The sequence below is a fragment of the Rhodococcus sp. SJ-3 genome (assembly GCF_051918125.1).
Taxonomy (GTDB): domain Bacteria; phylum Actinomycetota; class Actinomycetes; order Mycobacteriales; family Mycobacteriaceae; genus Rhodococcus.
On record NZ_CM123306.1, the window covers coordinates 2,515,469 to 2,541,198 of the forward strand.

The following is a 25,730-nucleotide window of genomic DNA, read 5'->3' on the forward strand; positions in this document are numbered from 1 at the left end:
TCGCTCGAGTCCAACAGAACTGTATAGACCACCCCACCGACAAGGTATTGCCCAGGTCGGCACATGCGCGGTTTAGGGTGGACTGTGACCGAAATCGGAGGAAGTCCGAGCGCGGCGCCGACCCTCGCGACACTGACCGTACGGCTGAGGTCTGCCGGGTGTGTCTTCGCGGAAGACGAAGCCCGCCTGCTCACCGATGCAGCGCGCAGCCCGTCCGATCTGGAAGACCTCGTACAGCAGCGGATCGACGGCCGACCTCTCGAGCACGTGCTGGGATGGGCCGAATTCTGCGGTCTGCGGATCAGCGTCGACGCAGATGTCTTCGTTCCACGCCGTCGCACGGAGTTTCTTGTGCACTGCGCCGCCGAAGTCGTTGCTCCGGGTTCGTTCGTCGTCGACATGTGCTGCGGCTGCGGTGCGGTCGGGGCTGCGCTCGCCGCTGCCGAACCCGCGATCCGGCTGCACGCCGCGGACGTCGATCCCGCGGCGGTCCGTTGCGCGCGGCGCAACCTCGAACGATGCGGCGGCGACGCCCACTGCGGCGATCTCTATGCGGCGCTGCCCGACACGATGCGAGGCCGCATCGATGTGATCGTCGCCAATGCCCCCTACGTGCCGACGGCGGCGATCGCGACAATGCCGTCGGAGGCACGACTGCACGAGCCGCGTGTCGCGTTGGACGGCGGTGCCGACGGACTCGACATGCATCGTCGCCTGGCGGTGTCCGCGTCGGAGTGGCTTGCGCCCGGGGGCCACCTGCTGATGGAAGCCGGTCTCCGGCAGGTCGAGGCAGCAACCGGGATCCTCGCTGCGGAGGGACTGGCAACGGTCGTTCACCGGTCGGACGAATTCGATGCCACCGTGGTCGTCGGCGTTCCCCGCAGATCGCGACCAGGGTGTAAGGAGATCGGACGCGGGTAGACCGAAGTATGGTCACATTTGCACTCCAGAACCCGAACACCGGTACCGAAGAAGAGCAATTCGAACGAATCGACGACACAGACCGAGATGCGATCCTCGATCGCGCCACCGAAGCGCAGCGCAGTTGGCAGGAGACCTCCGTCGACCAGCGCGCGGATGTTCTCCGCGCCGTCGCCGATCTCTATGAACAGCACAAGGATCAGCTGATCGAGCACATGGGCCGAGAGATGGGCAAGCTCCGACCGTGGGGCGCGGCCGAACTGGACATCGTGGTGGGCATCTACCGCTGGTACGCAGACAACGCCCACCAGCTGCTCGCGCCCGAGGAACTCCCGGCGCAGGGCGCGGACCGTTCGTACGTGGTCAAGCGGCCGCTCGGAGTGATCCTGGGAATCATGCCGTGGAACTTTCCGTACTACCAGGTCGCGCGGTGGGCGGCCCCTAACCTGCTGCTCGGAAATGCGCTGGTGCTCAAGCACGCGGGGATCTGCCCGCTCTCCTCCCAGGCGTGCGAGGACCTCCTGATAGAGGCCGGGCTGCCGCGTGGCGTGTTCCAGAACATCTACGCTTCCGGCTCCCAGATGGAACCCTTCATCGCAGACAAGCGGATCCGGGGTGTCTCCCTCACCGGATCCGAAGGCGCGGGCTCGGCAGTGGCGAAGACAGCCGGGGAGCACTACAAGAAGTCGCTGCTCGAACTAGGCGGAAACGATCCCTTCCTCGTGTTGGATGCGGAGAACCTGGAGTGGGTACTGGACCGATACGTAGACATCCGGATGTTTGCAACGGGCCAGGCATGCAATGCGCCGAAGCGGCTCATCGTGCAGCCGGAATTCTACGATCGCACGGTGTCCTACCTGGAAAAGGCGATCGGCGCGCTCACGGTGGGTGCCTATGACGATCCGGATGCCGAAGTAGGCCCGCTCAGCTCGATCGGTGCCCGCGACGAGATCGTCGACCGCCTCGCCACCGCGGCACGCGAGGGGACCGCCACGATCCGGGTGGGCGGGAAGAAGATCGACCGTGACGGCGCGTACATGGAGCCGACCCTGCTCACCGATGTGGATCCGTCCGCAGATGTGGGGTGCAACGAGATCTTCGGTCCGGTCGCGATCGTGTACAAGGCGGACGGGGTGGACGAGGCCGTGCGCATTGCCAACGAGGAATCCGAGTACGGACTGTCCAGCTCTGTATGGTCCTCGGACGTCGACAAGGCGCACGAGGTGGCTGCGCGGCTCAAGGACGGCATGACGTTCGTCAACGAGCATGCGGTCACCGCAGCCGGCCTGCCTTTCGGCGGTGTCGGCCGTTCCGGCTACGGCCGCGAGCTGGCGCAGTGGGGCGTGGGCGAGTTCGTCAACGAGAAACTGATCCGTGTGTCCGGACAGCGCAGCGCTGGTCTGTCGCCCACATGAGCTTCGGTCCGGGACAGATCAGCCGAGCGGCAACTCAGCGAAAATGCTTGTCGGCTGGGTTGATCCGCCTTCCGGCTCCACACTGAATCCCAATGCGGTCGCATCCGAGATGCCTTCGAGCACAGCCGTGGTCGACGGTGCGACGTCGGCGGGTGTCATGGTGCCTGCGGCAGTCGCGCCGTCGGGTCCGATCAGCCACATCTGGTAGACGGTGCCGTCGGTCGGCGGCGCGACGTTGTTCATCACCAGCACACCGGCGTCGACGTCCTTCGAATACACGACCGTTGCCGTGCCGCCCCCCTCGATCGAACCCGAGGTGGTGCGCACGTCCTCGGCAGCGAGAACCTGCGCCGAGGTGGGGGGAGTGCCCTGGCCGATCTGGGTTGCCACGCCGATACCTGCGATGGCGATCACCACCGCCGCCGCTGCCGCCAGCAGGAAATAGCGTCGCCGGTTCCGGCGGGCCGACAGGTCGATCGGGGAATCGGGCGCAGAGGTATCCGGAGCAGTGCCGATGGTTTCGAGCAGACGGTGACGTACGTGGGCCGGCGGCTCGGCGACTGTCGCATGCGAAACCTGCGCCATCGTCTCGCGAACCTCGCGGACCTCGCGCCGGAATGCTGCGGCGACGTCGGAGTCGGCCTCGGCCACTCGCAGTTCGATTTCGCGGCGTTCGTCGTCCGAGACCGCATCCAGGGCGTACACAGCGGCGAGGTCGAGCAGATGGTTGTCGTCGAAGTCGAGAGGGCTACTCGTCATCGCTGGTCACCCCCAGACAGTTCTTCAAGCGGATCAGGCCGTCCCTGATTCTCGATTTGATGGTCGGCAGCGTCGAGGCCAGTCGTTCCGACACCTCGCGATAGGTGAGTCCGCCGTAGTACGCGAGCTCGACGGACTGGCGTTGCAGATCGGTGAGCGTGCCCAGACAGTCGAGGACCTGGCGTGTGTCGTCGCGACGGAGTGCTTCGTCGCTGACACTGTCGAACTCCGTGCTCGTGGACAACGCGCCGTAGCGGGCCTCTCGCTCGGCCCCCGACTGTTCGGAGCGCACCCGGTCTACCGCCCTGCGGTGCGCCAGCGTGATCAGCCACGACAGCGCCGATCCCTGCGTGCGGTCGAATCCCGTCGCGGTCCGCCACACCTGCAGGTAGACCTCCTGCAGTGTTTCTTCGCTGTAGCCGGGATCGCGCAGTACCCGCAACACCATGCCGTACGCCCGAGCTCGCGTCAGGTCGTAGAACTGCGCGAAGGCAGCCGAATCCTCCGCCGCGACTCGATCGAGCAACGCTTCGAGTGTGTCGGTTCCGCCACCGACGTCGGTCATGGTCCGTGTCCGCTCATCGGACGAAACACTAGCCGGACGAATCGGGCCGCTCAACCTGCACCCACCTGGATGTGGCCCGGTCACGAGTGGCAGCGACGCATCGAGCACGCCGATCATCTCCTGTGGACGCGCGACCGCGGGGGTCGCGGAAGGAAATACGACGTTCGCTGCTGGTACTCGGGATAGCCGGGTCGTTTCGACATGGACTGTTCGAGCAGCCGCGCACCTGTCGCGTAGACGAGGAAGTACGTCATGATCGCGGGTGAGGCCACAGTGACTGCTCCGGGCCATACACTCGCCGCGATCAGCCATACTCCCCACCACACGGTGGCGTCACCGAAATAGTTGGGATGACGCGTCCACGCCCACAGCCCGCGGTCCATGATCCGGCCACGGTTCGCGGGGTCGGCCTTGAACCGGCGCAGTTGCAGGTCTCCGATCGCCTCGAACGACACACCGACGATCCACGCGGCGACACCGACCCAGAGCACCAGTGTGCCGAAGCCGCGGGTGGGCCCGAGCACCGCCGAGACCTGGATCGGCAGCGACACGAACCATTGGGCCGCGCCCTGGGTCACGAAGACCTTGCGGATGATCGTGGCGATCGAGTGGTCACCCGCGCGTTCGAGCATGTCCGTGTAGCGGGGGTCTTCACCTTTGCCGAGCGACTTGCGGTACATGTGCCATGTCAACCGAAGTCCCCACACCGTCACAAGCACCAGCAGGAGGAACCGACGCGAGACGTCACCGCTGCCGAGCAGTGCCGAGGCGGCGGCCACCGCCACGAAACCGAGACCCCACGACACATCCACCACGTTGTACCGGCCGATGCGGTGCCCGATCGCGAAGGTGACCGCCTGGATCACCGCGAGCAACACCACCGCAGACACCGTGATGAGCACGAACTCCGACCAGGCGTTCATCGCGCGCCCTCCTTCCGGAACACGATCTGCTGGACGTCGAGATAACCCGACCGGAACCCGGCCTCCGAGTACGCGAGATAGAACTCCCACATCCGCCGGAACACGGCATCGAATCCGAGATCCGCGACCCGGTCCGTGCGCGTGGTGAAACGTTCCCGCCACAATCGCAGGGTCTCGGCGTAGTGGTCGCCGAAACGCAGACGATCGACGGTGCGCAGCGACGTCAGCGAGCGCGTGATCACGTCGATCGATTCGGTCGACGGCAGCAACCCGCCCGGAAAGATGTACTTGTGGATCCACGTGTAGCTGTCGCGCGTCTCGGCCATCCGGTCGTGCGGCATCGTGATGGCCTGCAGTGCGACGAGACCACCGGGTCGTAGGAGTCGATCGAGACTGCGGAAATATGTGGGCCAGTAGTCGTATCCCACCGCCTCGATCATTTCCACCGAGACGACCGCGTCGTATTCGCCGTCCACTGCCCGGTAGTCGAGGAGATCGATCTGTACGCGGTCCGACAGACCGGCCTCCGCCACCCGCCTCCGGGCCAGCGCCTGTTGCTCGGTCGAGAGCGTCACCGAGCGCACGGTGGCACCACGCTTCGCGGCACGCACGCTCAGTTCACCCCAGCCGGTACCGATTTCGAGAAGACGCGTTCCAGCGCGCACGCCCGCGGCATCGAGCAACCGGTCGATCTTGCGGTGCTGGGACGTCTCGAGAGCATCCCACCGTGCGGGGAGCTCGTCGAACAGCGCACTCGAGTAGGTCATGGACCCGTCCAGAAACGTTTCGAACAAGGCGTTCGACAGGTCGTAGTGGCGGGAGATGTTGGAGCGGGTGTTCTCCTCGGTGTTCCGTTCCCCAGTGGGTTGCGCCGCGACGACGAGCCGGCGCAGACGCCGGAGCGGCAACGGGATCAGCGACCCGATCTCGGCGGCGAACGGGGTGAGTACTGCGACAGGGTCGGACGCGGTCCAGTCGCCCGCCATGTAGGCCTCACCGAAACCGACGAGTCCACCGCGGCCGAGCCGTCGGGCGAACGACTCCGGACGGCGGATGATCATCCTGGGCAGAATCCGAGAATCAGCGCCATTGCTGCTTCCCGCCGCTCCGCTGCCTCCGAGTACGGTCCCGTCGGGGTACTCCACCCGCACGTCCAGGCGCGCAGCAGCATTGCGGAACAACCGGTCGGCGACCACCGCGGCGACGCGGGTGCGGAGTCCTCCTTGGACGGATGCCAGCCCGGGCCATCTCGTCGCGTCGACGCTCACATGCGGGGTCGGCAGTTCGAGTTCGGGTGTGCTCATCGAGAGATCTCCTGTAGATGTCTGGGGGCCGAGGGCGCGGCCGGACGCGGGACGAGGGGCAGCCCCCGCAGCCACAGCCCGATGCCCTGCCTTCGGATGCGAGCCGAAACCATTTGAGGTGCAAGCGGATGGATGAACTGAGTCAGGGCGATCACCCCGAGAGTGGCGGGTCGGCCGGACCCGCGCATCGTGGCCGTGAAAGGCGGCTGTCCCTCGCGGTGTAGCGACACCTCGACATCGAGAAAGGGGCCTGGCTCCGCGACCCGCAGGGTGTAACTGCCGGTGACCTCATTGAACGGGGAGACGTAGAAGACCTTGTCGGCCTCCGCGTAGCCCGAGGCATCCGGCCTCAGCAGATAACAGTGCCGCCCCCCGTAGGTGTTGTGCACCTCGGCGACAACGCACGCGAGCGCGCCGCCGGGATCGTGACACCAGAACAGCGTCAGCGGATCGAAGACGTGACCGAGGACCCGCGCGTTCAGCAGCGCGGTGATACGTCCGCCGTCGAGGTCGATTCCCTCGCCCGCGAGATACGCGTCGATCCGCTCTCGGAGCGTCGCGTCCGGGCGGGTGCCGTCGAAGTGATCGGCGGGGTCGAACCGGGCGAACGGACGCAACCACCACGGCAGCACCGGAAGGTCGTCGAGGTCGATGTACCAGCTGTAGCTTCGGTATTCGAATGCGTGCCGGATCGGTGCGCGCCGAACGTGTCCGATTCTGGTGCGGTAGAGCCACGCCGTGGTCACGGGGACACCTCCGCCCTGATGTAGGAAGGTGCACTCCACTCGACGCCGAGCCGCCGAGCGGCCTCCACGCCGGACCGGGCGCCGTCTTCGTGGAATCCCCACCCGTGGTACGCGCCGGCGAATACGATTCTGCTGTCGCCGATCTCGGGCAGACGCGCCTGTGCTGCAGTCGATTCGGGCGTGTACAGCGGGTGCTCGTACGTCATCTCCGCGATCACCTTGCGGGGGTCGACGAGATGCGCACCGCCGAGGGTGACGAGGAATCGCCGATCCGTGACCGTGGTCAGCCGCATCAATCTGGACATGTCGTAAGTGACGATCACGCCCTCGGGCCCGGTGTCGGCGGGCGTCAGATAGTTCCACGACGCGCGGGCGCGCTCGTTACGGGGCAGCAGCGACGTGTCGGTGTGCAGCTGCGCATGATTCGTCGAATACGGTAGCGCGCTGAGTATCCGGCTCTCCTGCGGAGTCGGGTGGGCGAGCATCGCAAGAGCCGCAGATGGATGCACGGCGATGACGGCCGCGTCGAACCACCGGACATCTCCGTCGCCGACGATCATGCACACTCCGTCATCCGTCCGCTCGACGCTGTGCACCGGAGTGTCCACGAGCACCTCGTCGAGCCGGCTCGCGAGTGTGTCGACGTAGGTGCTCGAGCCGCCGGTCACGGTGCGCCAGGTGGGCGAACCGAAGACGGTGAGCATGCCATGGTGGTCGAGGAACCGGAAGAGGTAGCGAGCGGGATAGCGGGTGGCCAGCGCCGGGTCGCACGACCACACCGCGGCGACGAGAGGGGTCATGAAATGATCGATGAAGAACGGGGAGAAGCCATTCCGTTCCAGAAAAGCCTCTAGCGGCTCGTCCTTCCCGTCGTCGCCCGATTCGAGTAGGGCCAGCGCGGCGCGGTGGAAACGCAGTATCTCAACCAGCATCCGGAGGTAACGCGGCTTCGTGAACGACCGCCAAGTGGGAAAGAGCCCCGGAAGACCCTTCGCTCCCGCATATTCGACTCCGGTCGGGTCGGATCGGATCGACATCGACATGTCGCTCTCCTGAGTGGCGACACCGAGCTCGTCGAACAGGCGTAACAGTGTGGGGTAGGTTCGGTCGTTGTGCACGATGAAGCCCGTGTCGACCGAGACTTCCTGCCCGTCCTCGAGCGTGAGGTGATGGGTGTGGGCATGGCCACCAAGGCGTGAGTCCGCCTCGAACAGGGTCACACGGTCGCGCCGGGACAATACGTGGGCGGCGCTGAGCCCGGCGACGCCGCTGCCCACCACGGCGATGGAACGGGACGGTTCACGCGTCATGGTTTCCTCCGGTAGAGCTCGTCTCGGGTGTCAAGGCATCGATGAGGAAGTCGGCGGTGACGGAGTGCCACCAGCCGGGCCGCGTCAGCATGAAATGTCCCGCGCCGGGCAGCGGACACCATGTTGCGTCGACTCCGCGCCGCAGGGCCGCCGCGGTCTGGGATTCGGCCGACGCGGGATCCGTCCAGCGGTCTCCGGTTCCGTGCGCCACCAGGAGCCGGCGTCCCGCAGGGATGAGTGCGGCGTCGTTGTCGGGCCACCAGGGGGCCAGCGCGACCACTGCTTCGACACCGTTCTGCGCGGCGAGATGTGCCGCGACCCGCCCGCCCATCGAATGCCCCACGAGGCCGATGCGGGTGTCGGGACGCCGATCGAGTGTCGCGTCGAGTGCACGCAATGCGTCGTGCACCGGGCTCATCCGGTCGCCGTTCCAGCCGCGCACTCCGTACTGCACCTGGCCCACCGTGATGCCGTGACCCGTCAGCCTCGAACGTAACGCCTCGGTCAGCAGGGCCATTCGCACGCTCGTCAGATGCCACGGTCGTGTCCCCGCATGGCTCGAGGGTTTGCCACCGGGCAGTACGAGGACGTGCGCGCGTCCCCGAGGTGAAGTGGAATCCATGCTCGGGCTTCGGTGCGGAGGCGATTCCGGATGGGTCACCGGCGCCGGAAAATTTTTCTTCCGATCGCACCCATCCCCCTGACCCGCAGCGGCGAATGACTCTCCGACACACCTCATCGACGCGGTTCGAGGACCGCGCGTACCGAAGGGAACGAGACGATGGCGAATCGGACACGTAAGAGCTTGGCGCTTATCGGTATCGGCGCTGCGGCGGTACTGAGCATCTCCGCCTGCACGTCGGACGACAGCTCCGACACCACGATGGATACGACCACCACCATGACCGAAACCACCGCACCGATGGAAACGACAGAGTCCGCCGCAGCAATGCCGGCAGGCCTCGTCGGGCCCGGCTGCGCCGCCTACGCAGAACAGGTGCCGACGGGCCCCGGTTCGGTCGAAGGCATGGCGCAGGAGAATGTGACCACTGCGGCATCGAACAACCCGATGCTCACCACGCTCACTGCGGCGGTCTCCGGGCAGCTCAACCCGGACGTGAATCTCGTCGACACTCTCAACGGCGGTGAATTCACGGTGTTCGCGCCGGTGGACGACGCCTTCGCGGCGGTCGATCCCGCGACCATCGAGACGTTGAAGACCGATTCGGCGCTGCTGACCGATGTCCTCACCTACCACGTGGTCCCCGGTCAGATCGCGCCCGCCGATATCGCCGGCGAGCAGACCACCGTTCAGGGCGGCGCCGTCGAGGTCGCAGGCTCCGGTGACGAGTGGACGGTCAACGACGCCAACGTGATCTGCGGTGGCATCGAAACAGCGAACGCGACGGTCTACCTGATCGACGGCGTCCTGATGCCGCAGTAGTACTGCCTCGGCCAGCAGAAGGGAGACCCCATGAGGAAAACAATCATCGGTCTCGCTGCGGCGCTCCTCGCCGCAGCGGGCTCGACATTGGTTGCAGCACCCGCGCAGGCGGCACCGCTGAACCCCGTTCCGCAACTCGATGTGAGCCGCTACCTGGGCGGCTGGTACCAATTGGCGGCCAATCCGGCGCCGTTCAACCTCGATTGTGTGCGCGACACCACCGCCAACTACTCACTGATCGACGAACAGAACATCCGCGTGGAGAATTCGTGCACCACGATCACGGGTGAACGCCGAGGAATCGTGGGCAACGCGCGGGTCAACGACACTGCGTCGCTTCATGTGTCGTTCCCCGGCGTGCCGACACAGGATTCATTGGACGGGCCGAGCAACTACATCGTCGCGCATCTCGCGGACGACTATTCGTGGGCGCTGGTCGGTGACCCGAGCAGGCTTTCCGGTTTCGTGTTGTCGCGGTCCCCGGTGGTGGACGCGGCGGGCTGGCAGGAGATCCGTGCAGTCGTGGAGAGCGAAGGCTACAACTCGTGCCTGATGCTCACCTCTCCTACGACGGAAGGGCTTCAGGAGATCAAGCCGCTCTGTACTGTATGAGCGATGCGGAAAGACCGGTGGCGCACAGCGTCACCGGTCTTTCCGCGCTGTTCCGGCAATGTTCTCGAGCATGCCGGCGAAGATGATTCCGTGGAACGGAAGTAGTGAGTACCAGTACACGCGGCCGGCAAGGCCTTTGGGAAAGAAGACGGCGCGCTGGTACAGGCGGGTGCGGTCGGTGCCTAGGGGTTCGACCCGCCATTCGAGCCATGCGCCGCCCGGCGCAAGCATTTCCGCTCGCAGTCGCAACAACTTCGGGCGGTCGATGCGCTCGACCCGCCAGAAATCGAGTGCATCCCCGGTGTGCAGGGTGCGGGGGTTCCGCCGTCCGCGGTTCAGTCCCACTCCGCCCGCGAAGCGGTCGAGCCAGCCGCGAATCGTCCACGCCAACGGGAATGAATACCAGCCGTTCTCGCCGCCGATTCCTTCGACGACATCCCACACCGCGTTCACGTCTGTGTCGCAGTCGAGGCTGCGCTCATCCGTGTAGACAACCTCCCCGGCCCACTCCGGATCCGACGGTAACGGGTCTGCAGGCGCGCCGACAGGCGACGCGTTCGCCCACGTGGTTTCCACTTCGCCGCGTTCGATACGCCCCAATGCCAATGCGACGGCGTCGCGATACCCGGTGAGCCCGCCGCGCGGCGGCGCGATCACTTCGTCGACATCGTGATCGTCCATCACCGCATCGTTTCCCAGCGATTCGATCAGGGTGCGGCCCAGGGACGGCGGGATCGGAGTGACCAGGCCGATCCACAGGCCGGCCAGTTTCGGTGTGAGAACCGGAAGCACCAGGATCCTGCGACGGTGCAATCCCGCCACGTCTGCGTAGACCTGCATCATCTCGCCGTACCGCAGCACATCGGGTCCGCCGATGTCGTAGGTGCGGCTGCGCGGCAGCGGGGCGGTCGCTGCGGCAACCAGATAGTGGAGCACGTCCCGGATCGCGATCGGCTGGATCCGGTTGTTCACCCATCGGGGTGTCGTCATGACGGGCAGGCGATTGCTCAGATGCCGGATCATCTCGAATGATGCCGAACCCGAACCGATCACCACGCCCGCCTGAAGCACCAACGTGGGCACCCCGGACTCGAGCAGGATCCGGCCGACCTGTGCTCGCGACTCCAGGTGCGTCGACAACTCCGCGGACTTCGGGTGCAGGCCACCGAGATAGACGATCCTCCCGACATCTGCGCTGCGCGCGGCTGCGGCGACATGTTCGGCCGCGCGTCGTTCTGCGTCGAGGAATTCGCCGCGACCTCCCATCGAATGCACCAGATAATAGACAACGTCGATATCCTGGAATGCTCGCTCGAGCGATTCGGGATCGCCGAGGTCGCCGCGTACCACCTCCACATCGCCGGCCCATGGCACGTCGCGGAGTTTGTCGGGGTTGCGCGCGAGAACCCGCACCCGATGGCCCGCTGCGACCAGGCGAGGTGCGAGCCTGCCTCCGATGTACCCGGTCGCCCCCGTCACGAGGATGCGCAGCGACCGACCGGGCGAGTCGACGCGACCCGTTTCGGTCATGACGCCGCCAAGAGGTGGCCGAGTTGGTGGCGCAGGCAGTCCTCGAGGGAAGCCCTTCGGAATGTGTGCCCGGCATCGAGCAGACGCCGGGGTACGACGTACTGGTCGGCGGTCGCCAGTTCGCGGGCACCTTGCTCACCGAGCAGCAACTTCGGGCCGAAGCCCGGGACCGGCACCAACGCAGGCCGATGCAATACATCCGCCAGAACTCGCGTGTATTCCTCGTTTCGGACAGGCTCCGGCGCAACGGCATTGACAGGTCCCGCCAACGCCGGGTCGTAGAGCGCGCGATGGTAGACGTCGAGCAGGTCGTCGAGATCGATCCACGACAACCACTGCCTTCCGCTGCCGAGGCGCCCACCGAGACCCGCGGTGAACAGGGGCCGCATCAGCTGCAGAGTGCCGCCGCGCGGGGTCTGCACCACCCCGGTACGCACATTGACCACGCGCAGTCCTGCGTCGGCGGCGGGTGCGGTGGCAGCCTCCCAGTCGGTCACCACATCGGTGAGGAAACCTCCTCCACCCGTGGAGTGCTCGTCGAGTGGTTCGTCCCCTCGGTTGTAGCCGTACAGACCGATCGCCGATGCACACACGAACGTTGCCGGCCCGTTCGCGGTACTGGCCGCGCGCTCGGCGAGCCGCCTCGTCGGTTCGATGCGGCTCTCGCGTATCGCGGCCTTGTGGGAGTCGGTGAACCGTCCGGCGATCGACGCGCCTGCGAGGTGGACGACGGCGTCGACGCCCTCGAACAGGTCGGCGGCAGGCGACTCGGGATCCCAACGTCGCTCGTCGTCGCCGCGCGCCGTTCGCCGCACCAGGTGGATCACGCGGTAGCCGCCCGTGCTCAGGAACGCGGTCAGTGCAGTGCCGACGAGCCCGCTCGTGCCGGACACCGCGACGGTGGCGGGCCGCACTCCCTGCTCACGCGCCCAGCGGTGGCTTGCGAGGTCTTCGGCGAGCTGACGGTGCCGGTAGCGGAAGGTCGGCAGCAGCAGACGTTCCGGGATCGGGGTGTCGACGCGATCGGTCACACGGGTGCGGTGGCCGTCGACTTCCTCGAATCGGTGTTCGTGGCGCCACGAGCCCACAAGCCCCGCCGGTAGCGACATCACCCCCTTGCGGCCGAGTTCGTCGACGAAGCGAGCCGGCGGATCGTAGGCATCGCGTTGGTGGTCCGCTACCCAGCGCAAGCCCCCGGGTAGCCCGAGGACGGCACGTCCGTCCGCGAGGGATCCGGCCTCGGAGACGACGTTCATCGGCTGCCACGGCGGCAGCAGGCGATGGATCGCGCCGCGCCGGGAGTGCCAGTCGAAGACGTCGTCGCGGGACGCATCGACGACGCTGCTGTACTCGATTCCCATCGTGCCTCCGTGGATCGTGTTCCGCCTGCGTTCCATTCGGAGCCGGTCGCTCGGCGGATGGTTCAGTCTCGGGCGGAGATCTCTCCGTATCGTGCCAACGCCACCTGTCGTTCGTGGGCATGATCGACCATCGGCTCGGGATATCCGGGCGGAGGGCCGTCCGGCAGCCGATGGACACTTTTACCCGCGAGGTCGCCCAACTCGGGTACCCAGCGGCGCACGTAGTCACCCTTCGGATCGAACTTCTCGCCCTGTGAGGTCGGGTTGAAGACGCGGAAATAGGGTGCGGCATCGGTGCCGCAGCCGGCCGTCCACTGCCATCCGTGCTGGTTGGATGCGAGATCGCCGTCCACGAGGTGTGTCATGAAGTGCTTCGCGCCCCACCACCACGGCAGGTGCAGATCCTTGGTGAGGAACGACGCGACGATCATCCGGAGCCGATTGTGCATCCAGCCTTCGGCGAGTAGTTGCCGCATTCCTGCATCGACGATCGGGAATCCGGTGCGGCCCTGCTGCCACGCGGCGAAGGCACGCTCGGCGTCCGGTCCTGTGTCGTAGCGGATGCTCTCGAACCGGGGGTTGTAGTTGCGGTATGCGGTGTCGGGGCGGTGGTGGAGGACGTCGGCGTAGAAGTCGCGCCAGCACAGTTCGCTGCGGAAGGTCACGGCGCCGGGGTCCGAACGGCCGCGCAGATCGTGGAGCAGGGTGCGCGGGTGCAGGCACCCGAATTTGAGGGCGGCGGACAGTCGGCTCGTGCCGTCGAGATCGGGCCGGTCGCGGTCGGTGTCGTATCTTTCGAGCTCGTCGTCGCGGAACTCCCGCCAGCGACGCAGTGCCGCCTGCTCACCGGCCGGCGGGAGCGTGATGTCGGTGTCGTCGTCCGGGATGTCGACACGCAGGTCGGCCCCGTCCGGGTCCAGCCACGACACGGTGGAGACGTCGGTGGTCGCGGGGGACCGCCACCCGTGGTCGAGCCAGGCGCGCCGGAACGGGGTGAACACCCGATACGGTGTGCCGTCGTTCTTGAGGACGCGACCGGGTGAGACGGCGTAGGGCGAGCCGGTCCGGACCAGCGGCACCTCACCGAGCGCGGTCTCGACCGCTCGGTCGCGGCGCGACCCGTACGGCGCGTGATCGGCACTGATGCGCACGGCACCCGCATCGAACTCGCGGGCGATCTTCGGTACCACGGTGGCCGGGTCGCCGTGGGCGACCAGCAACCGCCCGCCGAGGTCGTCGTCGAGAGCGCGCAGACAGCGCAGCAGAAAAGTGTGGCGGGGCCCGGTGGCAGCGAACGTGTCGTCGAGCACGAACAGCGCGACCACATGGTCGGCGTCGGCGGCGCTCGACAGGGTGGGCAGATCGCTCAGCCGCAGATCGCGGCGGAACCAGACGACTTCGGTGGTACTCACCCGTCCAGTGTGCGTGGAGGGGGATGGGTGACAATGGCGAACATGGCCGATGCGTTCGAAGTTCCCATCCGTGACGACACGATCAGGCTCGGCCAGTTCCTGAAACTGGCGAGCCTGATCGAGTCCGGCGCCGAGGCCAAAGAGGTGATCGCCGACGGTCTCGTCTCGGTCAACGGTGAGATCGAGGTGCGCAGAGGCAGGCAGTTGCACACCGGTGATGTCGTCGAGATCGGTGGAGTGAGCGCGCGGGTGGCCCGCGACGCGTGAACGGTCAGTCTGCCGCGCGGACTACCACGCCGTCATGATCGCTGTAGACGATCTCGCCCGGGTTGAACGTCACCCCGCCGATCTCGACCGGCACGTTCTTCTCGCCCGACCCGGTCTGGGTGCTCTTGCGCGGGTTGGTGCCCAGCGCTTTGACACCGATGTCGAGGGTGCGCAGGATTGCGGAGTCGCGCACGGCACCGTTGATGATCACGCCGGACCAGCCGTTGTCGACGCCGCGTCCGGCGATGATGTCGCCCACGAGGGCGGTATGGATGCTCGCGTCGCCGTCCACCACCAGGACACCGCCGTTGCCCGGCTCGGACAATGTCTGCTTGACCAGCAGATTGTCCTGGAAACAGCGGATCGTCGTGATCGGTCCGGCGAACTCGGCGCGGCCTCCGAACTGGATGAACTGGGTGTCGCAGCTGCGGATGTCGGGGCCGATCTCGTCGGCGAGGTCGGCGGTCGCGGTGAATTCGATGGCTTCGCTCATGGGGCGAGGATAATGCGTGTGCAGGCGCCCCTCGGTGATGGTGACGACGGCCACGGGCCCACTTCGCCGCAAATGGGTAGATTCTTGTATTCTTACTGGCCGGTTTCGCCCATGACGGATACAGGACGGTGACATGCCTCTCGACGCCCGCTCGGCCGTTGTTCGCGTGCCGAAAGCCGGTGAGCTGATCGCGGCGAGCCTGCGCCGTCAGATCATCACCGGTGAGCTGGAGGCCGGCGAACCGCTGCCCAACGAGGCCGCTCTGATGGAGCGATTCGGGGTGTCGCGACCTACGCTGCGCGAAGCCTTCCGAATCCTCGAATCCGAAGGCATCATCACCGTGCTCCGCGGTGCGCGCGGCGGCGCACGCGTCCAGGCACCCGACGGATCGACGGCGGCCCGGTACACGGGCTTGCTCCTGCAGTACCGCGGTGTTCCCCTCGCCGACGTTTACCGCGCACGCACCGAACTCGAGGTCGCGGCCGTCGGGTTGATCGCCGCAGACCCGGGCGACCGCATCGACACACTCGCCGAGGTCGTCGACCGCGGCGACGCCGTGGTCGACGACCCGCACGCGTTCGTCAGATATGTGAGCGATGTCAACCGCACGATCATGGAACTCGGCCGCAATCAGACGATGTCGACGCTCGCGAGCATGCTGCTCGACATCATGGACGCGCACAACGCGCTGTTCCTGTCGACGCGGACGGAGCGGGACAGCCCGGGGACGGCTGTCGCGTTGCGCGCCAACCACAAACTCGTCGAATTGTTGCGCAAAGGGGAACCCGGTGCAGCGGAGGCGTTCTGGCGTCGTCACCTGGACAGCGTCGAGCGCTACATGACCGGCGACTCGGAAACCACTCTCGTCGAAGTGCTGTCGTGATCAGCTGCCGGTCGCGGTCAGCCACACCAGTGCGACGTTCAGCGCAACGATGAGGCCCGCGGTGAGCCACGCGGCTGCGGTCACCGCCCGGGCGTTGCGCATCCCGCCCATCACCGTTGCGTCGGAGGTCAGCCGCACGAGGGGAATCACCGCGAACGGGATGCACATACTCAGCACCACCTGACTGAGTACGAGCGCGAACGTCGGATCCACGCCGACGGCGAGCAGGATCAGGGCGGGAATCATCACGACCACGCGCCGGATGAACGGGCGGATCCGGATGTGGAGCAGACCCGCCATGATCTCGGCGCCTGCGGCAGAGCCCACCGCGGTCGACGCCAGTCCCGACGCGAGCAAGCCCACCGCGAACACCGTCGCGACTGCGGGACCGAGGGTATCGGTGATTGCAGCGTGTGCGCCCTCGATGGTGTCGGTGCCGGGCGTGTCGCGCAGGGCGGACGCTGCGAGCAGCAGCATGCCGATGTTGACGCTGCCCGCGACGAACAGGCCCCCGGCCACATCCCATCGGGTCGCGCGTATGACGCGGTCGAGTTTCGGTCCTGGTTCGACTTTGCCGTGCCGTCCGCGTGACAGCGCCGAATGCAGATAGATCGCGTGCGGCATCACGGTCGCGCCCAGCATCGACGCGGCGAGCAGGACGGTGTCGGTGCCTGCGAATCGGGGCACGAGCCCGGCGGCGGCATCGGCGGGGGAGACGTCGGTGAACAGCAGACCGCACAGGAACCCGATGGTGATGATGGCCAGCATGCTCACCACGACGTACTCGAATGTTCGCTGACCTCGACGGTTGTGCACCGACAGGATGACCATCGACACGGCGCCGGTGATCAGGCCGCCGACGAACAGCGGGAGCCCGAACAGCAGGTGCAGGGCGATCGCCCCGCCGATGACTTCGGCGACGTCGGTGGCGACTGCCATGACCTCGGCCTGGATCCAGAATGCGCGACGCGACGGGGTGCGGAGCCGGTCGCCGAGTAGTTCCGGGAGGGAGCGGCCGGTGACGACACCGAGTTTGGCAGACAGATACTGGACGAGGATCGCCATCGCGTTCGCGACGACGAGTACCCACAGCAGCAGGTAGCCGTAGCGGGCTCCCGCGGTGAGGTTGGCGGCGACGTTACCGGGATCGACGTAGGCGACGGCCGCGACGAAGGCGGGGCCGAGGAGTGCGGCCAGACGCGGAGTTGCCGTTGTGCGCGTCGTGTTCAGCGGCCGAACCGGCGCTCGTAGTCGGCGCGTTCGCGGTCCGCGCGGGCGCGGGCCTTCGCGCCGAGCAGCGCGGGATCGAAGCCGTGCTGCTGAAGGCGATGACGCTGCCAGATCGGCATGAGTGCGACGGAGAAGTAGATCCACGGCAGCAGTAGGAGCAGCATCATCGACAGCGGCATCCAGACCGGGCCGGGGATGAGCAGGAACAGCAGCAGGAACGGGATGAGGGGAAGGTTCCACCGCAGCAGGTATCGTCGGGCTGCCCCCGGGCCGACGATGTCGTCGCGCACCCACTCGCGCATCTCGGTGGGCAGCGTGCGACCGAACATGTAACCGATCCGCTGAGGCAAATTAGGTCGCGCGCTACTCATATTGCCCAGGATAGAGCCTCACTCGTAGAGGCGCGTCAGGCTGTCCGAGAATGTATCGACCACCACTTTCCTTCGCAGCTTCATACTGGGCGTGAGATCGCCTTCTTCGACGCTGAGCTCGCGCTCGATGATCGTGAACTTCTTGATCTGCTCCCATCGATTGAGCTGCAGATTGAGCGTGTCGATGTCCTTCGAGATCAGTTCGCGCGTCTTGTCGTGTTGCGTGATCTCGGAGAACGAACTGCCATCGAGGCCGTTCTTGCTCGCCCATTCCGTGACGGCCTCGGCGTCGAGCGCCACCAGTGCGACGCAGTACGGCTTGCCTTCACCGTGGACGATGATCTCCGCCGCGTAGGGAGAGATGCCCTTGAAGGTCGCGGCAATCGCCGACGGCGCGACGTACTTGCCCTGCGACGTCTTGAACATGTCCTTTTTCCGGTCGGTGATCTTCAGGTAGCCGTCGTCGTCGAGGCTGCCGATGTCGCCCGTGTGGAACCACCCGTCGGACTCGAGCGCTTCGGCGGTCGCGTCGGGACGGTCGTGGTAGCCGGTCATCACGCCTGGGCCCTTGATGAGCACTTCGCCGTCGTCGGCGATCTTCACCTCGGTGCCGGGGAGTGGCCAGCCCACCGTGCCGAGCCGGTTGGCCTGGGGGCGGTTGACGCAGGACGCCGCCGAGGTCTCCGTCAGTCCGTAGCCCTCGAGTACGGGAATTCCGACGGCGTCGAACCACTGGGCCACGTCGGGATTCAGTGCTGCCGAGCCGGAGATGAAGAAGCGGAGCCGACCGCCGAAGCGTTCGCGGATGGTCGAGAGCACCAGCTTGTCGGCAACCTTGTGCTGGGCCGAGTCGAGCAAGCCCGGTGAACGACCGCCCTGGCGTGCCTTCGACACGTTGGTGCCCACGCCCATGGCCCAGTCGAAGAGCACCTTCTTGATGCCGCCCTCTTCGTTCATCATCCCTTCGACGCGCGCGTGGGCTTTCTCGAAGATGCGAGGAGCCGCGCCCATGAACGTGGGGCGCACGACGGCGAGATTCTCGACGATCTTGTCGACCCGCCCGTCTACCGCGGTGGGGAAGCCCATCTGCAACGGCAGCGTCAGCAGCACCTTGCCGAACACGTGGGACAGGGGAAGCCACAGGTATTGCAGATCGCCGGATCCGAGAAGACCGACGGAGTCGACCGCGGCCGCCTCATACGTCCACGCCGAATGCGGCAGGCGCACGCCCTTCGGCTTGCCGGTGGTGCCGGAGGTGTAGATGACCGTCGCCAGATGGTGGGGCTCGATGCTGTGGATTCGGTCGAGCACAGCGCTCGAGTCCTCGGCGAGCTGCGCCCTGCCCAGTTCCAGGAGCTCGTCGAATCCGATCACCCAGTCGCCGTCGCCCTGTCCGTGGATCACGACGACCTTGGCGACGTCGGGTAGTTCGCCGCGATGCGCCGCGAGTTTGTCGACCTGTACGGAGTCTTCTGCGATGACGATGTGGCTTCCCGAGTTGGCCACGATGAAGGCGACATCCGGTGCGTGGGTGGTGGGATACACCGTGGTGGTCGCTCCGCCGGCGCACATCACCGCGAGATCGGCGAGCACCCACTCGAAACGGGTCGACGACGCCAGCGCGACGCGGTCTTCGAGACCGAGGCCCAGCGACAGCAGACCGGCCGCGAGCAGCCGGACCTTCTCGCCGGTCTCTTCCCACGTGATGCTCGTCCACCCGTCCTTACCGTCGGGGTAGCGGAAGGCTTCTTCGTCCGGTGTCGCGGTGACGCGATCGATGAACAGGCGCGCGACCGACGGCGCCCGCTTCTCGATCTTGGCGTGGTCGACCTTTTCTTCGGACGCGCGCATCGTGGTCATTGCCCCAGTCTAGGAGTCCGCCCGGTCCTGAGCAGCGCTTCTCCGGGCACGCTTCTCCGGGCAACATAGGGAGACAACTTTCCCCCGTCTGCACGGGTTCCCGTGGGTCGTGAGGCAACGGAAACTCGTGCAAGTGGGGGAAGAATTCAGTCACGGGCACTCCTGCCGACGAGCAAGGGAGAACACCATGAAGGACGTGAAGACCAGGACCGAGACCCTGCGGCGCACGATCGGGCATCGCGTCGTCGACGGAAAGGACGCCGCTGTCGTGACGGTGTCGCAGAGTTACCCCACCGACGCCGACGATCTCTGGGATGCCTGCACCAACCCCGAGCGGATCCCGCGCTGGTTCCTGCCGGTCACCGGGGAGCTGCGCGTCGGCGGCCGATACCAGCTCGAAGGCAACGCCGGAGGCGATATCCTCACCTGTAACCCGCCGAAGTCGTTCTCCGCGACCTGGGAGTTCGGAGGCGGCAAGAGCTGGATCGAAGTGGCGGTGATCCCCGAACCGGGCGGTCATGCCCGCTTCGAACTGGCGCACATCGCCCATCCCGAGGGCGACCACTGGGAGACGTACGGTCCCGGAGCCGTCGGTATCGGCTGGGATCAGGCGCTCCTCGGTCTCGGACTGCACCTCGACTCGGGTGCGGCGGTCGATCCCGCCGAGTTCGAGAAGTGGTCGCTCTCGCCTGAAGGCCTCGGCTACGTCCGGGAGTCAGGGAACGGTTGGTGCGACGCCGACGTGGCCGCGGGAACCGAGCCGGATGCGGCACGCGCGCGAGCCGATCGAACGATCGCCTTCTTCTCGGGCACCTGATCCAGGAATGAGAGACCCATGGCGAGGGCCACCCCTGCGCGGTAGTTTGGTGTAACTCCGATTTCTACTCACCGGTAGGGGTGCGATATGCCTGCTCCGAACACTGCGACCTTCACGAGGCTCGCAGAGCTCATCGCGATCGAGGACATCTCCTCTCGACCCACGCGACCCGTCGTCGAGGCCTTCACCGGCCGCGAGATCGCGACCGTGCCCGTCGGCACCGCCGACGACGCGAAAGCCGCGATCGACCGCGCACGCAAGGCGCAGGTCGCGTGGGCGAAGACGCCGGCTGCGGAGCGCGCCGAGATCTTTCACCGCTATCGCGACCTGCTGATCTCGAAGCGCGAGTCGCTCATGGACATGGCGCAGGCCGAAACCGGCAAGTCGCGGGCATCGGCGCAGGAAGAAGTGCTCGACATCGCGATGACCGCGCGCTACTACGCGCGCACCGCCGCGAAACTGCTGCGCCCACGCAATGCGACGGGAATGCTCCCGATCCTGACGAAGACCACCGTGCGGCACCATCCCAAAGGCGTCGTCGGGGTGATCGCGCCGTGGAACTATCCGATGACCCTCGCCGTCTCCGACGCCATCCCTGCGCTGCTCGCGGGCAACGCGGTGGTGCTCAAACCCGACAGTCAGACCCCGTACTGTGCACTCGCGGTCGCCGACCTGCTCTACGAGGCGGGACTTCCGCGTGACGTGTTCGCGGTCGTCCCCGGGCCGGGTTCGGTGGTGGGCACCGCACTCGTCGAGAACACCGACTATCTGATGTTCACGGGTTCCTCACAGACCGGTCGGCTGCTCGCGGAGCAGGCCGGACGACGTCTCATCGGTTTCTCCGCAGAACTCGGCGGCAAGAATCCGATGATCGTCACCGAAGGTGCAAACCTGCGCGAAGTCACCGAGGCCGCGATGCGCGCGTGCTTCTCGAACTCCGGCCAGCTGTGCATCTCCATCGAGCGGATCTACGTCGAGAAGTCGATTGCACCCGAGTTCCTGCGCATGTTCGGCGATCGAGTGCGCAAGGTCGCGCTCGGTGCGAGCTACGACTTCGGTACCGAGATGGGATCACTCATCAACGAGGACCAGGTCAAGACCGTGTCGGGGCACGTCGATGACGCGACCGCAAAGGGCGCGACCGTCGTAGCAGGTGGGAAAGCGCGCCCCGATCTCGGTCCGCTGTTCTATGAGCCCACCGTCCTGACCGACGTCCCCGAGGACGCAGAGTGCTACGCCGAGGAGACATTCGGTCCGCTCGTGTCGGTGTACCCCGTGGACGACGTCGAAGAGGCGATCCGACGCGCCAACGACACCGAATACGGACTCAACGCCTCGGTGTGGGCACGCACCAAGGCCGAGGGTGAGGCGATCGCCGCGCGCATCCACGCTGGCACCGTCAATGTCGACGAAGGATATGCACCGGCGTGGGGGAGTACCGACGCCCCGATGGGCGGCATGGGTATTTCCGGTGTGGGGCGGCGGCACGGACCGGACGGTCTGCTCAAGTACACCGAGGCGCAGACCATTGCGACGACGCGGGTACTCAACCTCGACGGTCCTCGGGGGTTGCCGAAGAAGGTGTGGGCGAAGGTGCTGGCACCGTTCGTGGCTGCGATGAAATGGCTGCCGGGAAGGTAGGGCTGACGTCCGCTGCCCATGCCCCGTCGTGAGGTGGAGGGTCAGTGGCCCTGACGCAGTTGCCCGGAGAGGCGTTCGAGGCGTTCGCGGCTGGCCCCGTCGATCCCGATGATCTCGACGGTCTTGCTTTGGCTGCGTACTTGTGTCGGATCGCGTCTAGGGTCGCAACGGTCGACGCGTCCCAGATATCGGCACCGTTGAGGTCGATGACGACGTTCTCCGGGTCTCGTTCGAGGCGGGCCTGCGTGCAGGGGCTCGGTCTCGGTGTCGTTCGAGAGCGGTCTGCATATCGGTGAGCAGGATCTGCAGTGCGATCGGATAGAGGTTGCGGGTGCCGAACTCCTCGAGCAGGTCTGCGGTGGCCGCGATGTTCGGATACTGCTCGGCAGAGACGCCGGCGTAGACGCTCGTCCATCGCTCGGTATCGGCACCTCGGTGGAGCGTCGAGACGAGTTTCTTGGCGCCGTCCCGAGCCGCATACGAGAGCATCTGAGCGATGAAGCTCCGGTAGTACAGCACGGCGAGACGGTCGGGGAAACCCGCGCTGCGCAGTGCGGCGAGAATCGCCTCCACCCCTGCCAACTCGGCGGGACGTCCGGATATTCGGGCGGCCGAGATCTGGGCCGCGTGAGGATATTTCAGGTATTCCGTGTAGGCGCTCACTCCCCAGCGCTGAAGGTCTGCCTTCCAGTCCCCGGTGCGATGCCAATCGCGCGTGACCCGGGCGATCAGCTCGTCGGCAACCGCCAATTCCAGATCGTCCATCCCTTGAAAGTAACGGTAGATGGTGGTCGGATCCGCGCCGAGAGCTCGGCCGAGACGACGCGCCGACAGTCCTGACGATCCGTGTTCTTCGAGCATCCGAAGGGCTGTGTCCACGATCTTCTGCTCGTCGAGTACGACGCCGGACTTGGTGGATCGTCGACGTTGCCGATCGGCCTCTGCGGTCTTCCTGCCGGTCATTTTCCTCCTTATGTCAACGCCGTTGACGAGCATTCTGCCTTACCGGTTACATGAAGCGCGACACATCGACAGATGGTCTGAGTTGCAGATCACATCTTGTGAGGAATGACGATCCCCATGATTGAAACCCGGTACCGCTCTATGCGGGGCATGACCCCGGTGCTCTTGGCCGCCTTGACGCTCACAACGGCAGCGATGCTGACGGCATGCGGGACACCGACAGATACCGCAGAACCGGCCGCCCACAGTTCTGCTGCGTCCGAGAACCGCCTCGCCGAACTCGGAGTGGAAGAAGGCCCTGATGCGGTCGCCGACTTCTACGCTGCGGAACTGCCCGACGGAGCCGAGCCCGGCTCGGTGGTGTGGGCAAAGCCCCGCACGGACGCCCCGGAGGGCGCCTCCGCCTACACCGTCATCTACGCCTCCGAGAGCGTGCACGGTGGCCTGGCCCCCGTCTCGGGCATCCTCTACGTTCCCGACCGCGACATCGAGCCCGGCCTGGTGGTATGGGCACATGAAACAGCCGGATCCGCGGATGACTGCGCACCCTCCCGCACGACCCTGGCCGAACGCTACGAAGGCGAGTCCGTAGCCGAGATCCTCCGCGACGGACACGCTGTGGTGGTGCCGGACTACGAGGGACTGGGCACACCGGGAAAGACCGTGTACATGAACGGCCAGGCGCAAGCGAGAAACGCTCTGGACGCGGCCCGCGCCGCACAGGGATTCCTCGGCGACGACCTCGGCAATCGCATTGCTGTATATGGCTATTCGCAAGGCGGCCAGACCGGTCTGTGGTCTGCCCACATCGCCGCGGAGTACGCTCCGGAACTGGACATCGTCGGTGTGCTCGGCATCGGTGCCGCCGCCAAGTACCACGACCTGGCGATCTACGAGTCCACCGCCCCGAACACCCGGGAAGACTGGGGGCAAGGCGGCTACCTCGTCTCGGCACTGGCCGGTATCAGCGTCGGTAAGGACCTTCCACTACAGGATGTGCTCACCCCCGCAGGCCTCGAACTGCTGCACACCCTCGGCGGGGAGTGCTGGGAGCCCTGGAAGGAATCGGCCCAACGGCCCGGTCCGTTCGCTCAGGAGCAGGCTCTGCAACCGGGCCATCCCTGGGGAGACATGCTCGCAGCCAACGACGCTTTCACTCCCGTTGCATCGACCATCCCGGTCACCCTGGTTCAAGGTGAAGCCGACACCGACGTGCCCGTACGCGTCGGCCGCGAGCTTCGCGACGAACTCTGTGCCAGCGGAGCGACGGTGGACTATCAGGAGTTTGCCGGTGAACCCCACGGCGTTCCGAGCTTCAAGCCCCAGATTCAGCAATGGGTGAGCGACCGTTTCGCAGGCCAGCCGCTGAATGACACCTGCAGCTGACCGGAGTCGACCGCCCCGTTCCTATTGCGGGGCACCACCGTGTGCAGGTGAACCAAGGCGATCCGTCGCGCGAACGACACCGAATACGGCCTCAACGCCACGGTGTGGGCGCGCACCAAAGCCGAGGTCAGGAAATCGCCGCACTCATCCACGCGGGTACTCAACCTCGACGGCCCTCGGGGGTTGCCGAAGAAGGTGTGGGCGAAGGTGCTGGCACCGTTCGTCGCTGCGATGAAGTGGGTGCCGGGGAGGTAGGGGTCGAGGGGGCGCTTTCCAACTGCCGCCGCAGTGCCTCGAGATTGTCGCGCATCTGCGGACGCATGTCGTGGTGCTGAGGATGAAGGCGAAGGTAGATCCATTCGAACGGACGATAGGGCTTCTCGATCACGCGGTAGGAGTGGCGCACCCGGGTGCCGTGGCCGTCGGGAGTGAGCTCGTACGACCAGAGCGTCGAGTCGCGGTATGCGGGGTTGCGTGAACTCGGTACAGTGCGGAACGCAAATGCCTTGCCAGGGTGGGCTTCCGTCACTTCGCAGAGCCGCGACCAACGGATGTGACCCGACCGGTTGTGCCCTCGGAACCGGGCGCCCACTTCTCCCGCGGGCTTTCCTGACAGTGGTGTGCAGGAGACGCATTCGGTACTGCGCTCGCCGGTGCGGGTGACGTCCGCGAGTGCCTCGTACGCCGATCGGGCCGGGGCATCTATGTGTACGTCGACGGATCCCTCGGTGCGGGCCGGCCGACGGTGCAGAGGGCGGATGTCGACGTCGGCGCCCCAGCGGGACGCGCATGCCCGTCGATACGACCGCGCGAACGCATGCAGCAGAATGAAACGGGTGACGGGACCGACCTTGCGGGCCATGATGTCGTAGTCCTGCCGGTCTGCTCCGTCGATCAACCAGTGCGCTTCCACGCCCAGTTCCTGTTTCGACTTCGGCGCGAGATAGAACCGTTCCTCCCATTCGTCCAACTGGGACTGTGACAGCGTCCGGGCCACAACGGGCATCGCCTCGTTCTCCTCGCGTCCCAGATGCGGTATCAAGACCTCCGACAATCGTTCGAGTGAATGCGAAAGTTGTTTTTGGGAAACGGCATTCGATCGGTAGGCGGCGACGGCCGCGGTCACCCCGGCGATCTCCGGTGCGACCAGCCGGTGGTCGGCGTCCATCCGGTCGAGCAGCGGCCCCGCGCCGGGGTTCAGTCGGCGCACCATCGGCCACAGTCCGCGGTCCTCACCGTCGTGATGCACGTGCAGAAAGTGCATCATCCAGTCCAGATGGTCGGAAAGTGCGGCGCGGCGTTCGTCGTTCGGCGGGGGAGCGGACGCGAGTGCGTGTTGTGCGCGCGTGAGGTCGCGGCGGAGTGCGTTGTGGACGATATTCATGGTGCGAGGTGAACAGTTCAGTGGCGGTCGCCAGCACGGCGGCTCGCGTCCGGGCTGCCTGCAGTTGACGCCGCGGAGATCGGTAGGGGCGAGTGGTGGACCTGCCGGATGTCGCGGACGTATCCGTGGACAC

Annotated in this window: 24 protein-coding genes and 2 pseudogenes; 9 read left to right on the top strand and 17 right to left on the bottom strand. The window is 66.2% G+C overall.

What is annotated here, in order from left to right; all coding sequences use genetic code 11:
• Positions 1-84 precede the first annotated feature (84 nt).
• Together ACTDXD_RS11530 and ACTDXD_RS11535 are read left to right on the top strand one after the other, a co-directional pair.
• On the top strand, positions 85-921 hold the full coding sequence (locus tag ACTDXD_RS11530) for a putative protein N(5)-glutamine methyltransferase (RefSeq protein ID WP_440127151.1): 837 nt from the start codon (positions 85-87) through the stop codon (positions 919-921).
• A gap of 8 nt (positions 922-929) precedes the next feature.
• Complete coding sequence (locus tag ACTDXD_RS11535) at positions 930-2,336, top strand: aldehyde dehydrogenase family protein (protein WP_440127152.1); 1,407 nt, start codon at positions 930-932, stop codon at positions 2,334-2,336.
• Positions 2,337-2,354: 18 nt separating this feature from the next.
• Here ACTDXD_RS11535 and ACTDXD_RS11540 read toward each other — a convergent pair whose 3' ends face one another.
• The 7 genes from ACTDXD_RS11540 to ACTDXD_RS11570 all read right to left on the bottom strand — a co-directional run bounded on the left by ACTDXD_RS11540 (position 2,355) and on the right by ACTDXD_RS11570 (position 8,565).
• Positions 2,355-3,095, bottom strand: a complete 741-nt coding sequence (locus ACTDXD_RS11540; protein WP_435278224.1) for an anti-sigma factor — start codon at positions 3,093-3,095, stop codon at positions 2,355-2,357.
• Complete coding sequence (locus ACTDXD_RS11545) at positions 3,085-3,660, bottom strand: sigma-70 family RNA polymerase sigma factor (protein ID WP_440127153.1); 576 nt, start codon at positions 3,658-3,660, stop codon at positions 3,085-3,087. Before ACTDXD_RS11545 ends, ACTDXD_RS11540 begins: the two co-directional genes overlap by 11 nt.
• A gap of 113 nt (positions 3,661-3,773) precedes the next feature.
• Positions 3,774-4,583, bottom strand: coding sequence for a DUF1295 domain-containing protein (locus ACTDXD_RS11550; RefSeq protein ID WP_440127154.1), 810 nt, complete (start codon positions 4,581-4,583; stop codon positions 3,774-3,776).
• Positions 4,580-5,887: a class I SAM-dependent methyltransferase gene (locus tag ACTDXD_RS11555; RefSeq protein WP_440127155.1), complete on the bottom strand. Its 1,308-nt coding sequence runs from the start codon at positions 5,885-5,887 to the stop codon at positions 4,580-4,582. Before ACTDXD_RS11555 ends, ACTDXD_RS11550 begins: the two co-directional genes overlap by 4 nt.
• Positions 5,884-6,633 carry a DUF1365 domain-containing protein gene (locus ACTDXD_RS11560; RefSeq protein WP_440127156.1) on the bottom strand — a complete coding sequence of 250 codons (750 nt, stop codon included), beginning with the start codon at positions 6,631-6,633 and terminating at the stop codon, positions 5,884-5,886. Before ACTDXD_RS11560 ends, ACTDXD_RS11555 begins: the two co-directional genes overlap by 4 nt.
• A complete protein-coding gene (locus tag ACTDXD_RS11565) occupies positions 6,630-7,943 on the bottom strand; it encodes an NAD(P)/FAD-dependent oxidoreductase (RefSeq protein ID WP_440127157.1) in 1,314 nt (437 codons plus the stop codon). The genes ACTDXD_RS11560 and ACTDXD_RS11565 overlap by 4 nt, the downstream gene beginning before the upstream one ends.
• On the bottom strand, positions 7,933-8,565 hold the full coding sequence (locus tag ACTDXD_RS11570) for an alpha/beta hydrolase (protein WP_226437007.1): 633 nt from the start codon (positions 8,563-8,565) through the stop codon (positions 7,933-7,935). The genes ACTDXD_RS11565 and ACTDXD_RS11570 overlap by 11 nt, the downstream gene beginning before the upstream one ends.
• Before the next feature lie 159 nt (positions 8,566-8,724).
• Between ACTDXD_RS11570 and ACTDXD_RS11575 the strand changes: the two genes are divergently transcribed.
• Positions 8,725-9,387 (top strand): fasciclin domain-containing protein, encoded by a 663-nt coding sequence (locus ACTDXD_RS11575; RefSeq protein WP_435278217.1) that lies wholly within the window; start codon positions 8,725-8,727, stop codon positions 9,385-9,387.
• Positions 9,388-9,417: 30 nt separating this feature from the next.
• Positions 9,418-9,999, top strand: a complete 582-nt coding sequence (locus ACTDXD_RS11580; protein WP_440127158.1) for a lipocalin family protein — start codon at positions 9,418-9,420, stop codon at positions 9,997-9,999.
• Between the two features lie 30 nt (positions 10,000-10,029).
• On the opposite strand, the gene ACTDXD_RS11585 is transcribed toward ACTDXD_RS11580, so the two are convergent.
• The 3 genes from ACTDXD_RS11585 to ACTDXD_RS11595 form a co-directional block, all read right to left on the bottom strand.
• A complete protein-coding gene (locus ACTDXD_RS11585; RefSeq protein ID WP_440127159.1) occupies positions 10,030-11,529 on the bottom strand; it encodes an SDR family oxidoreductase in 1,500 nt (499 codons plus the stop codon).
• Positions 11,526-12,890 (bottom strand): TIGR01777 family oxidoreductase, encoded by a 1,365-nt coding sequence (locus ACTDXD_RS11590; RefSeq protein ID WP_440127160.1) that lies wholly within the window; start codon positions 12,888-12,890, stop codon positions 11,526-11,528. Before ACTDXD_RS11590 ends, ACTDXD_RS11585 begins: the two co-directional genes overlap by 4 nt.
• 62 nt (positions 12,891-12,952) lie before the next feature.
• Complete coding sequence (locus ACTDXD_RS11595; RefSeq protein WP_440127161.1) at positions 12,953-14,302, bottom strand: cryptochrome/photolyase family protein; 1,350 nt, start codon at positions 14,300-14,302, stop codon at positions 12,953-12,955.
• 33 nt (positions 14,303-14,335) lie between these two features.
• Here ACTDXD_RS11595 and ACTDXD_RS11600 point away from each other — a divergent pair, with 33 nt between their 5' ends.
• Complete coding sequence (locus ACTDXD_RS11600) at positions 14,336-14,569, top strand: RNA-binding S4 domain-containing protein (protein WP_226437032.1); 234 nt, start codon at positions 14,336-14,338, stop codon at positions 14,567-14,569.
• Between the two features lie 4 nt (positions 14,570-14,573).
• On the opposite strand, the gene rraA is transcribed toward ACTDXD_RS11600, so the two are convergent.
• Positions 14,574-15,062 carry a ribonuclease E activity regulator RraA gene (gene rraA / locus ACTDXD_RS11605; RefSeq protein WP_169689180.1) on the bottom strand — a complete coding sequence of 163 codons (489 nt, stop codon included), beginning with the start codon at positions 15,060-15,062 and terminating at the stop codon, positions 14,574-14,576.
• 133 nt (positions 15,063-15,195) lie between these two features.
• Between rraA and ACTDXD_RS11610 the strand changes: the two genes are divergently transcribed.
• The gene (locus ACTDXD_RS11610; protein ID WP_440127162.1) at positions 15,196-15,945 is read left to right on the top strand and encodes a FadR/GntR family transcriptional regulator; all 750 of its coding nucleotides are present in this window, start codon (positions 15,196-15,198) and stop codon (positions 15,943-15,945) included.
• Here ACTDXD_RS11610 and ACTDXD_RS11615 read toward each other — a convergent pair whose 3' ends face one another.
• From ACTDXD_RS11615 to ACTDXD_RS11625, 3 genes are read right to left on the bottom strand one after another with little or no spacing between them, the layout of a single operon-like run.
• Positions 15,946-17,175, bottom strand: a complete 1,230-nt coding sequence (locus ACTDXD_RS11615; RefSeq protein WP_440127616.1) for an Nramp family divalent metal transporter — start codon at positions 17,173-17,175, stop codon at positions 15,946-15,948.
• Complete coding sequence (locus ACTDXD_RS11620; RefSeq protein WP_169689182.1) at positions 17,172-17,546, bottom strand: DUF5313 family protein; 375 nt, start codon at positions 17,544-17,546, stop codon at positions 17,172-17,174. The genes ACTDXD_RS11615 and ACTDXD_RS11620 overlap by 4 nt, the downstream gene beginning before the upstream one ends.
• Before the next feature lie 18 nt (positions 17,547-17,564).
• Entirely contained in the window at positions 17,565-19,406 is a 1,842-nt protein-coding gene (locus tag ACTDXD_RS11625; RefSeq protein ID WP_440127163.1) for an AMP-dependent synthetase/ligase, read from the bottom strand.
• A gap of 187 nt (positions 19,407-19,593) precedes the next feature.
• On the opposite strand from ACTDXD_RS11625, the gene ACTDXD_RS11630 reads away from it, so the two are divergent.
• Positions 19,594-20,223 (top strand): SRPBCC family protein, encoded by a 630-nt coding sequence (locus tag ACTDXD_RS11630; protein WP_440127164.1) that lies wholly within the window; start codon positions 19,594-19,596, stop codon positions 20,221-20,223.
• 87 nt (positions 20,224-20,310) lie between these two features.
• A complete protein-coding gene (locus ACTDXD_RS11635; RefSeq protein ID WP_440127165.1) occupies positions 20,311-21,864 on the top strand; it encodes a succinic semialdehyde dehydrogenase in 1,554 nt (517 codons plus the stop codon).
• 41 nt (positions 21,865-21,905) lie between these two features.
• On the opposite strand, the pseudogene ACTDXD_RS11640 reads toward ACTDXD_RS11635, so the two are convergent.
• Positions 21,906-22,090, bottom strand: a pseudogene (locus tag ACTDXD_RS11640) (STAS domain-containing protein); the annotation flags it as partial.
• Positions 22,021-22,827 carry a TetR/AcrR family transcriptional regulator gene (locus tag ACTDXD_RS11645; RefSeq protein WP_440127166.1) on the bottom strand — a complete coding sequence of 269 codons (807 nt, stop codon included), beginning with the start codon at positions 22,825-22,827 and terminating at the stop codon, positions 22,021-22,023. The gene ACTDXD_RS11645 and the pseudogene ACTDXD_RS11640, both read right to left, overlap by 70 nt.
• 150 nt (positions 22,828-22,977) lie before the next feature.
• Here ACTDXD_RS11645 and ACTDXD_RS11650 point away from each other — a divergent pair, with 150 nt between their 5' ends.
• On the top strand, positions 22,978-24,213 hold the full coding sequence (locus tag ACTDXD_RS11650) for a lipase family protein (protein WP_440127167.1): 1,236 nt from the start codon (positions 22,978-22,980) through the stop codon (positions 24,211-24,213).
• A 283-nt stretch (positions 24,214-24,496) separates the two neighbouring features.
• On the opposite strand, the pseudogene ACTDXD_RS11655 reads toward ACTDXD_RS11650, so the two are convergent.
• Positions 24,497-25,597: pseudogene (locus ACTDXD_RS11655) on the bottom strand (hemerythrin domain-containing protein); the annotation flags it as partial.
• Between the last annotated feature and the right edge of the window lie 133 nt (positions 25,598-25,730).

Coding starts and splice junctions, on each gene's coding strand:
- ACTDXD_RS11535 (WP_440127152.1), top strand. CDS start 930: ATGGTCACATTTGCACTCCAGAACCCGAACACCGGTACCGAAGAAGAG.
- ACTDXD_RS11540 (WP_435278224.1), bottom strand. CDS start 3,095: ATGACGAGTAGCCCTCTCGACTTCGACGACAACCATCTGCTCGACCTC.
- ACTDXD_RS11545 (WP_440127153.1), bottom strand. CDS start 3,660: ATGACCGACGTCGGTGGCGGAACCGACACACTCGAAGCGTTGCTCGAT.
- ACTDXD_RS11550 (WP_440127154.1), bottom strand. CDS start 4,583: ATGAACGCCTGGTCGGAGTTCGTGCTCATCACGGTGTCTGCGGTGGTG.
- ACTDXD_RS11555 (WP_440127155.1), bottom strand. CDS start 5,887: ATGAGCACACCCGAACTCGAACTGCCGACCCCGCATGTGAGCGTCGAC.
- ACTDXD_RS11565 (WP_440127157.1), bottom strand. CDS start 7,943: ATGACGCGTGAACCGTCCCGTTCCATCGCCGTGGTGGGCAGCGGCGTC.
- ACTDXD_RS11570 (WP_226437007.1), bottom strand. CDS start 8,565: ATGGATTCCACTTCACCTCGGGGACGCGCGCACGTCCTCGTACTGCCC.
- ACTDXD_RS11575 (WP_435278217.1), top strand. CDS start 8,725: ATGGCGAATCGGACACGTAAGAGCTTGGCGCTTATCGGTATCGGCGCT.
- ACTDXD_RS11580 (WP_440127158.1), top strand. CDS start 9,418: ATGAGGAAAACAATCATCGGTCTCGCTGCGGCGCTCCTCGCCGCAGCG.
- ACTDXD_RS11585 (WP_440127159.1), bottom strand. CDS start 11,529: ATGACCGAAACGGGTCGCGTCGACTCGCCCGGTCGGTCGCTGCGCATC.
- ACTDXD_RS11590 (WP_440127160.1), bottom strand. CDS start 12,890: ATGGGAATCGAGTACAGCAGCGTCGTCGATGCGTCCCGCGACGACGTC.
- ACTDXD_RS11600 (WP_226437032.1), top strand. CDS start 14,336: ATGGCGAACATGGCCGATGCGTTCGAAGTTCCCATCCGTGACGACACG.
- rraA (WP_169689180.1), bottom strand. CDS start 15,062: ATGAGCGAAGCCATCGAATTCACCGCGACCGCCGACCTCGCCGACGAG.
- ACTDXD_RS11610 (WP_440127162.1), top strand. CDS start 15,196: ATGCCTCTCGACGCCCGCTCGGCCGTTGTTCGCGTGCCGAAAGCCGGT.
- ACTDXD_RS11620 (WP_169689182.1), bottom strand. CDS start 17,546: ATGAGTAGCGCGCGACCTAATTTGCCTCAGCGGATCGGTTACATGTTC.
- ACTDXD_RS11625 (WP_440127163.1), bottom strand. CDS start 19,406: ATGACCACGATGCGCGCGTCCGAAGAAAAGGTCGACCACGCCAAGATC.
- ACTDXD_RS11630 (WP_440127164.1), top strand. CDS start 19,594: ATGAAGGACGTGAAGACCAGGACCGAGACCCTGCGGCGCACGATCGGG.
- ACTDXD_RS11635 (WP_440127165.1), top strand. CDS start 20,311: ATGCCTGCTCCGAACACTGCGACCTTCACGAGGCTCGCAGAGCTCATC.
- ACTDXD_RS11645 (WP_440127166.1), bottom strand. CDS start 22,827: ATGACCGGCAGGAAGACCGCAGAGGCCGATCGGCAACGTCGACGATCC.
- ACTDXD_RS11650 (WP_440127167.1), top strand. CDS start 22,978: ATGACCCCGGTGCTCTTGGCCGCCTTGACGCTCACAACGGCAGCGATG.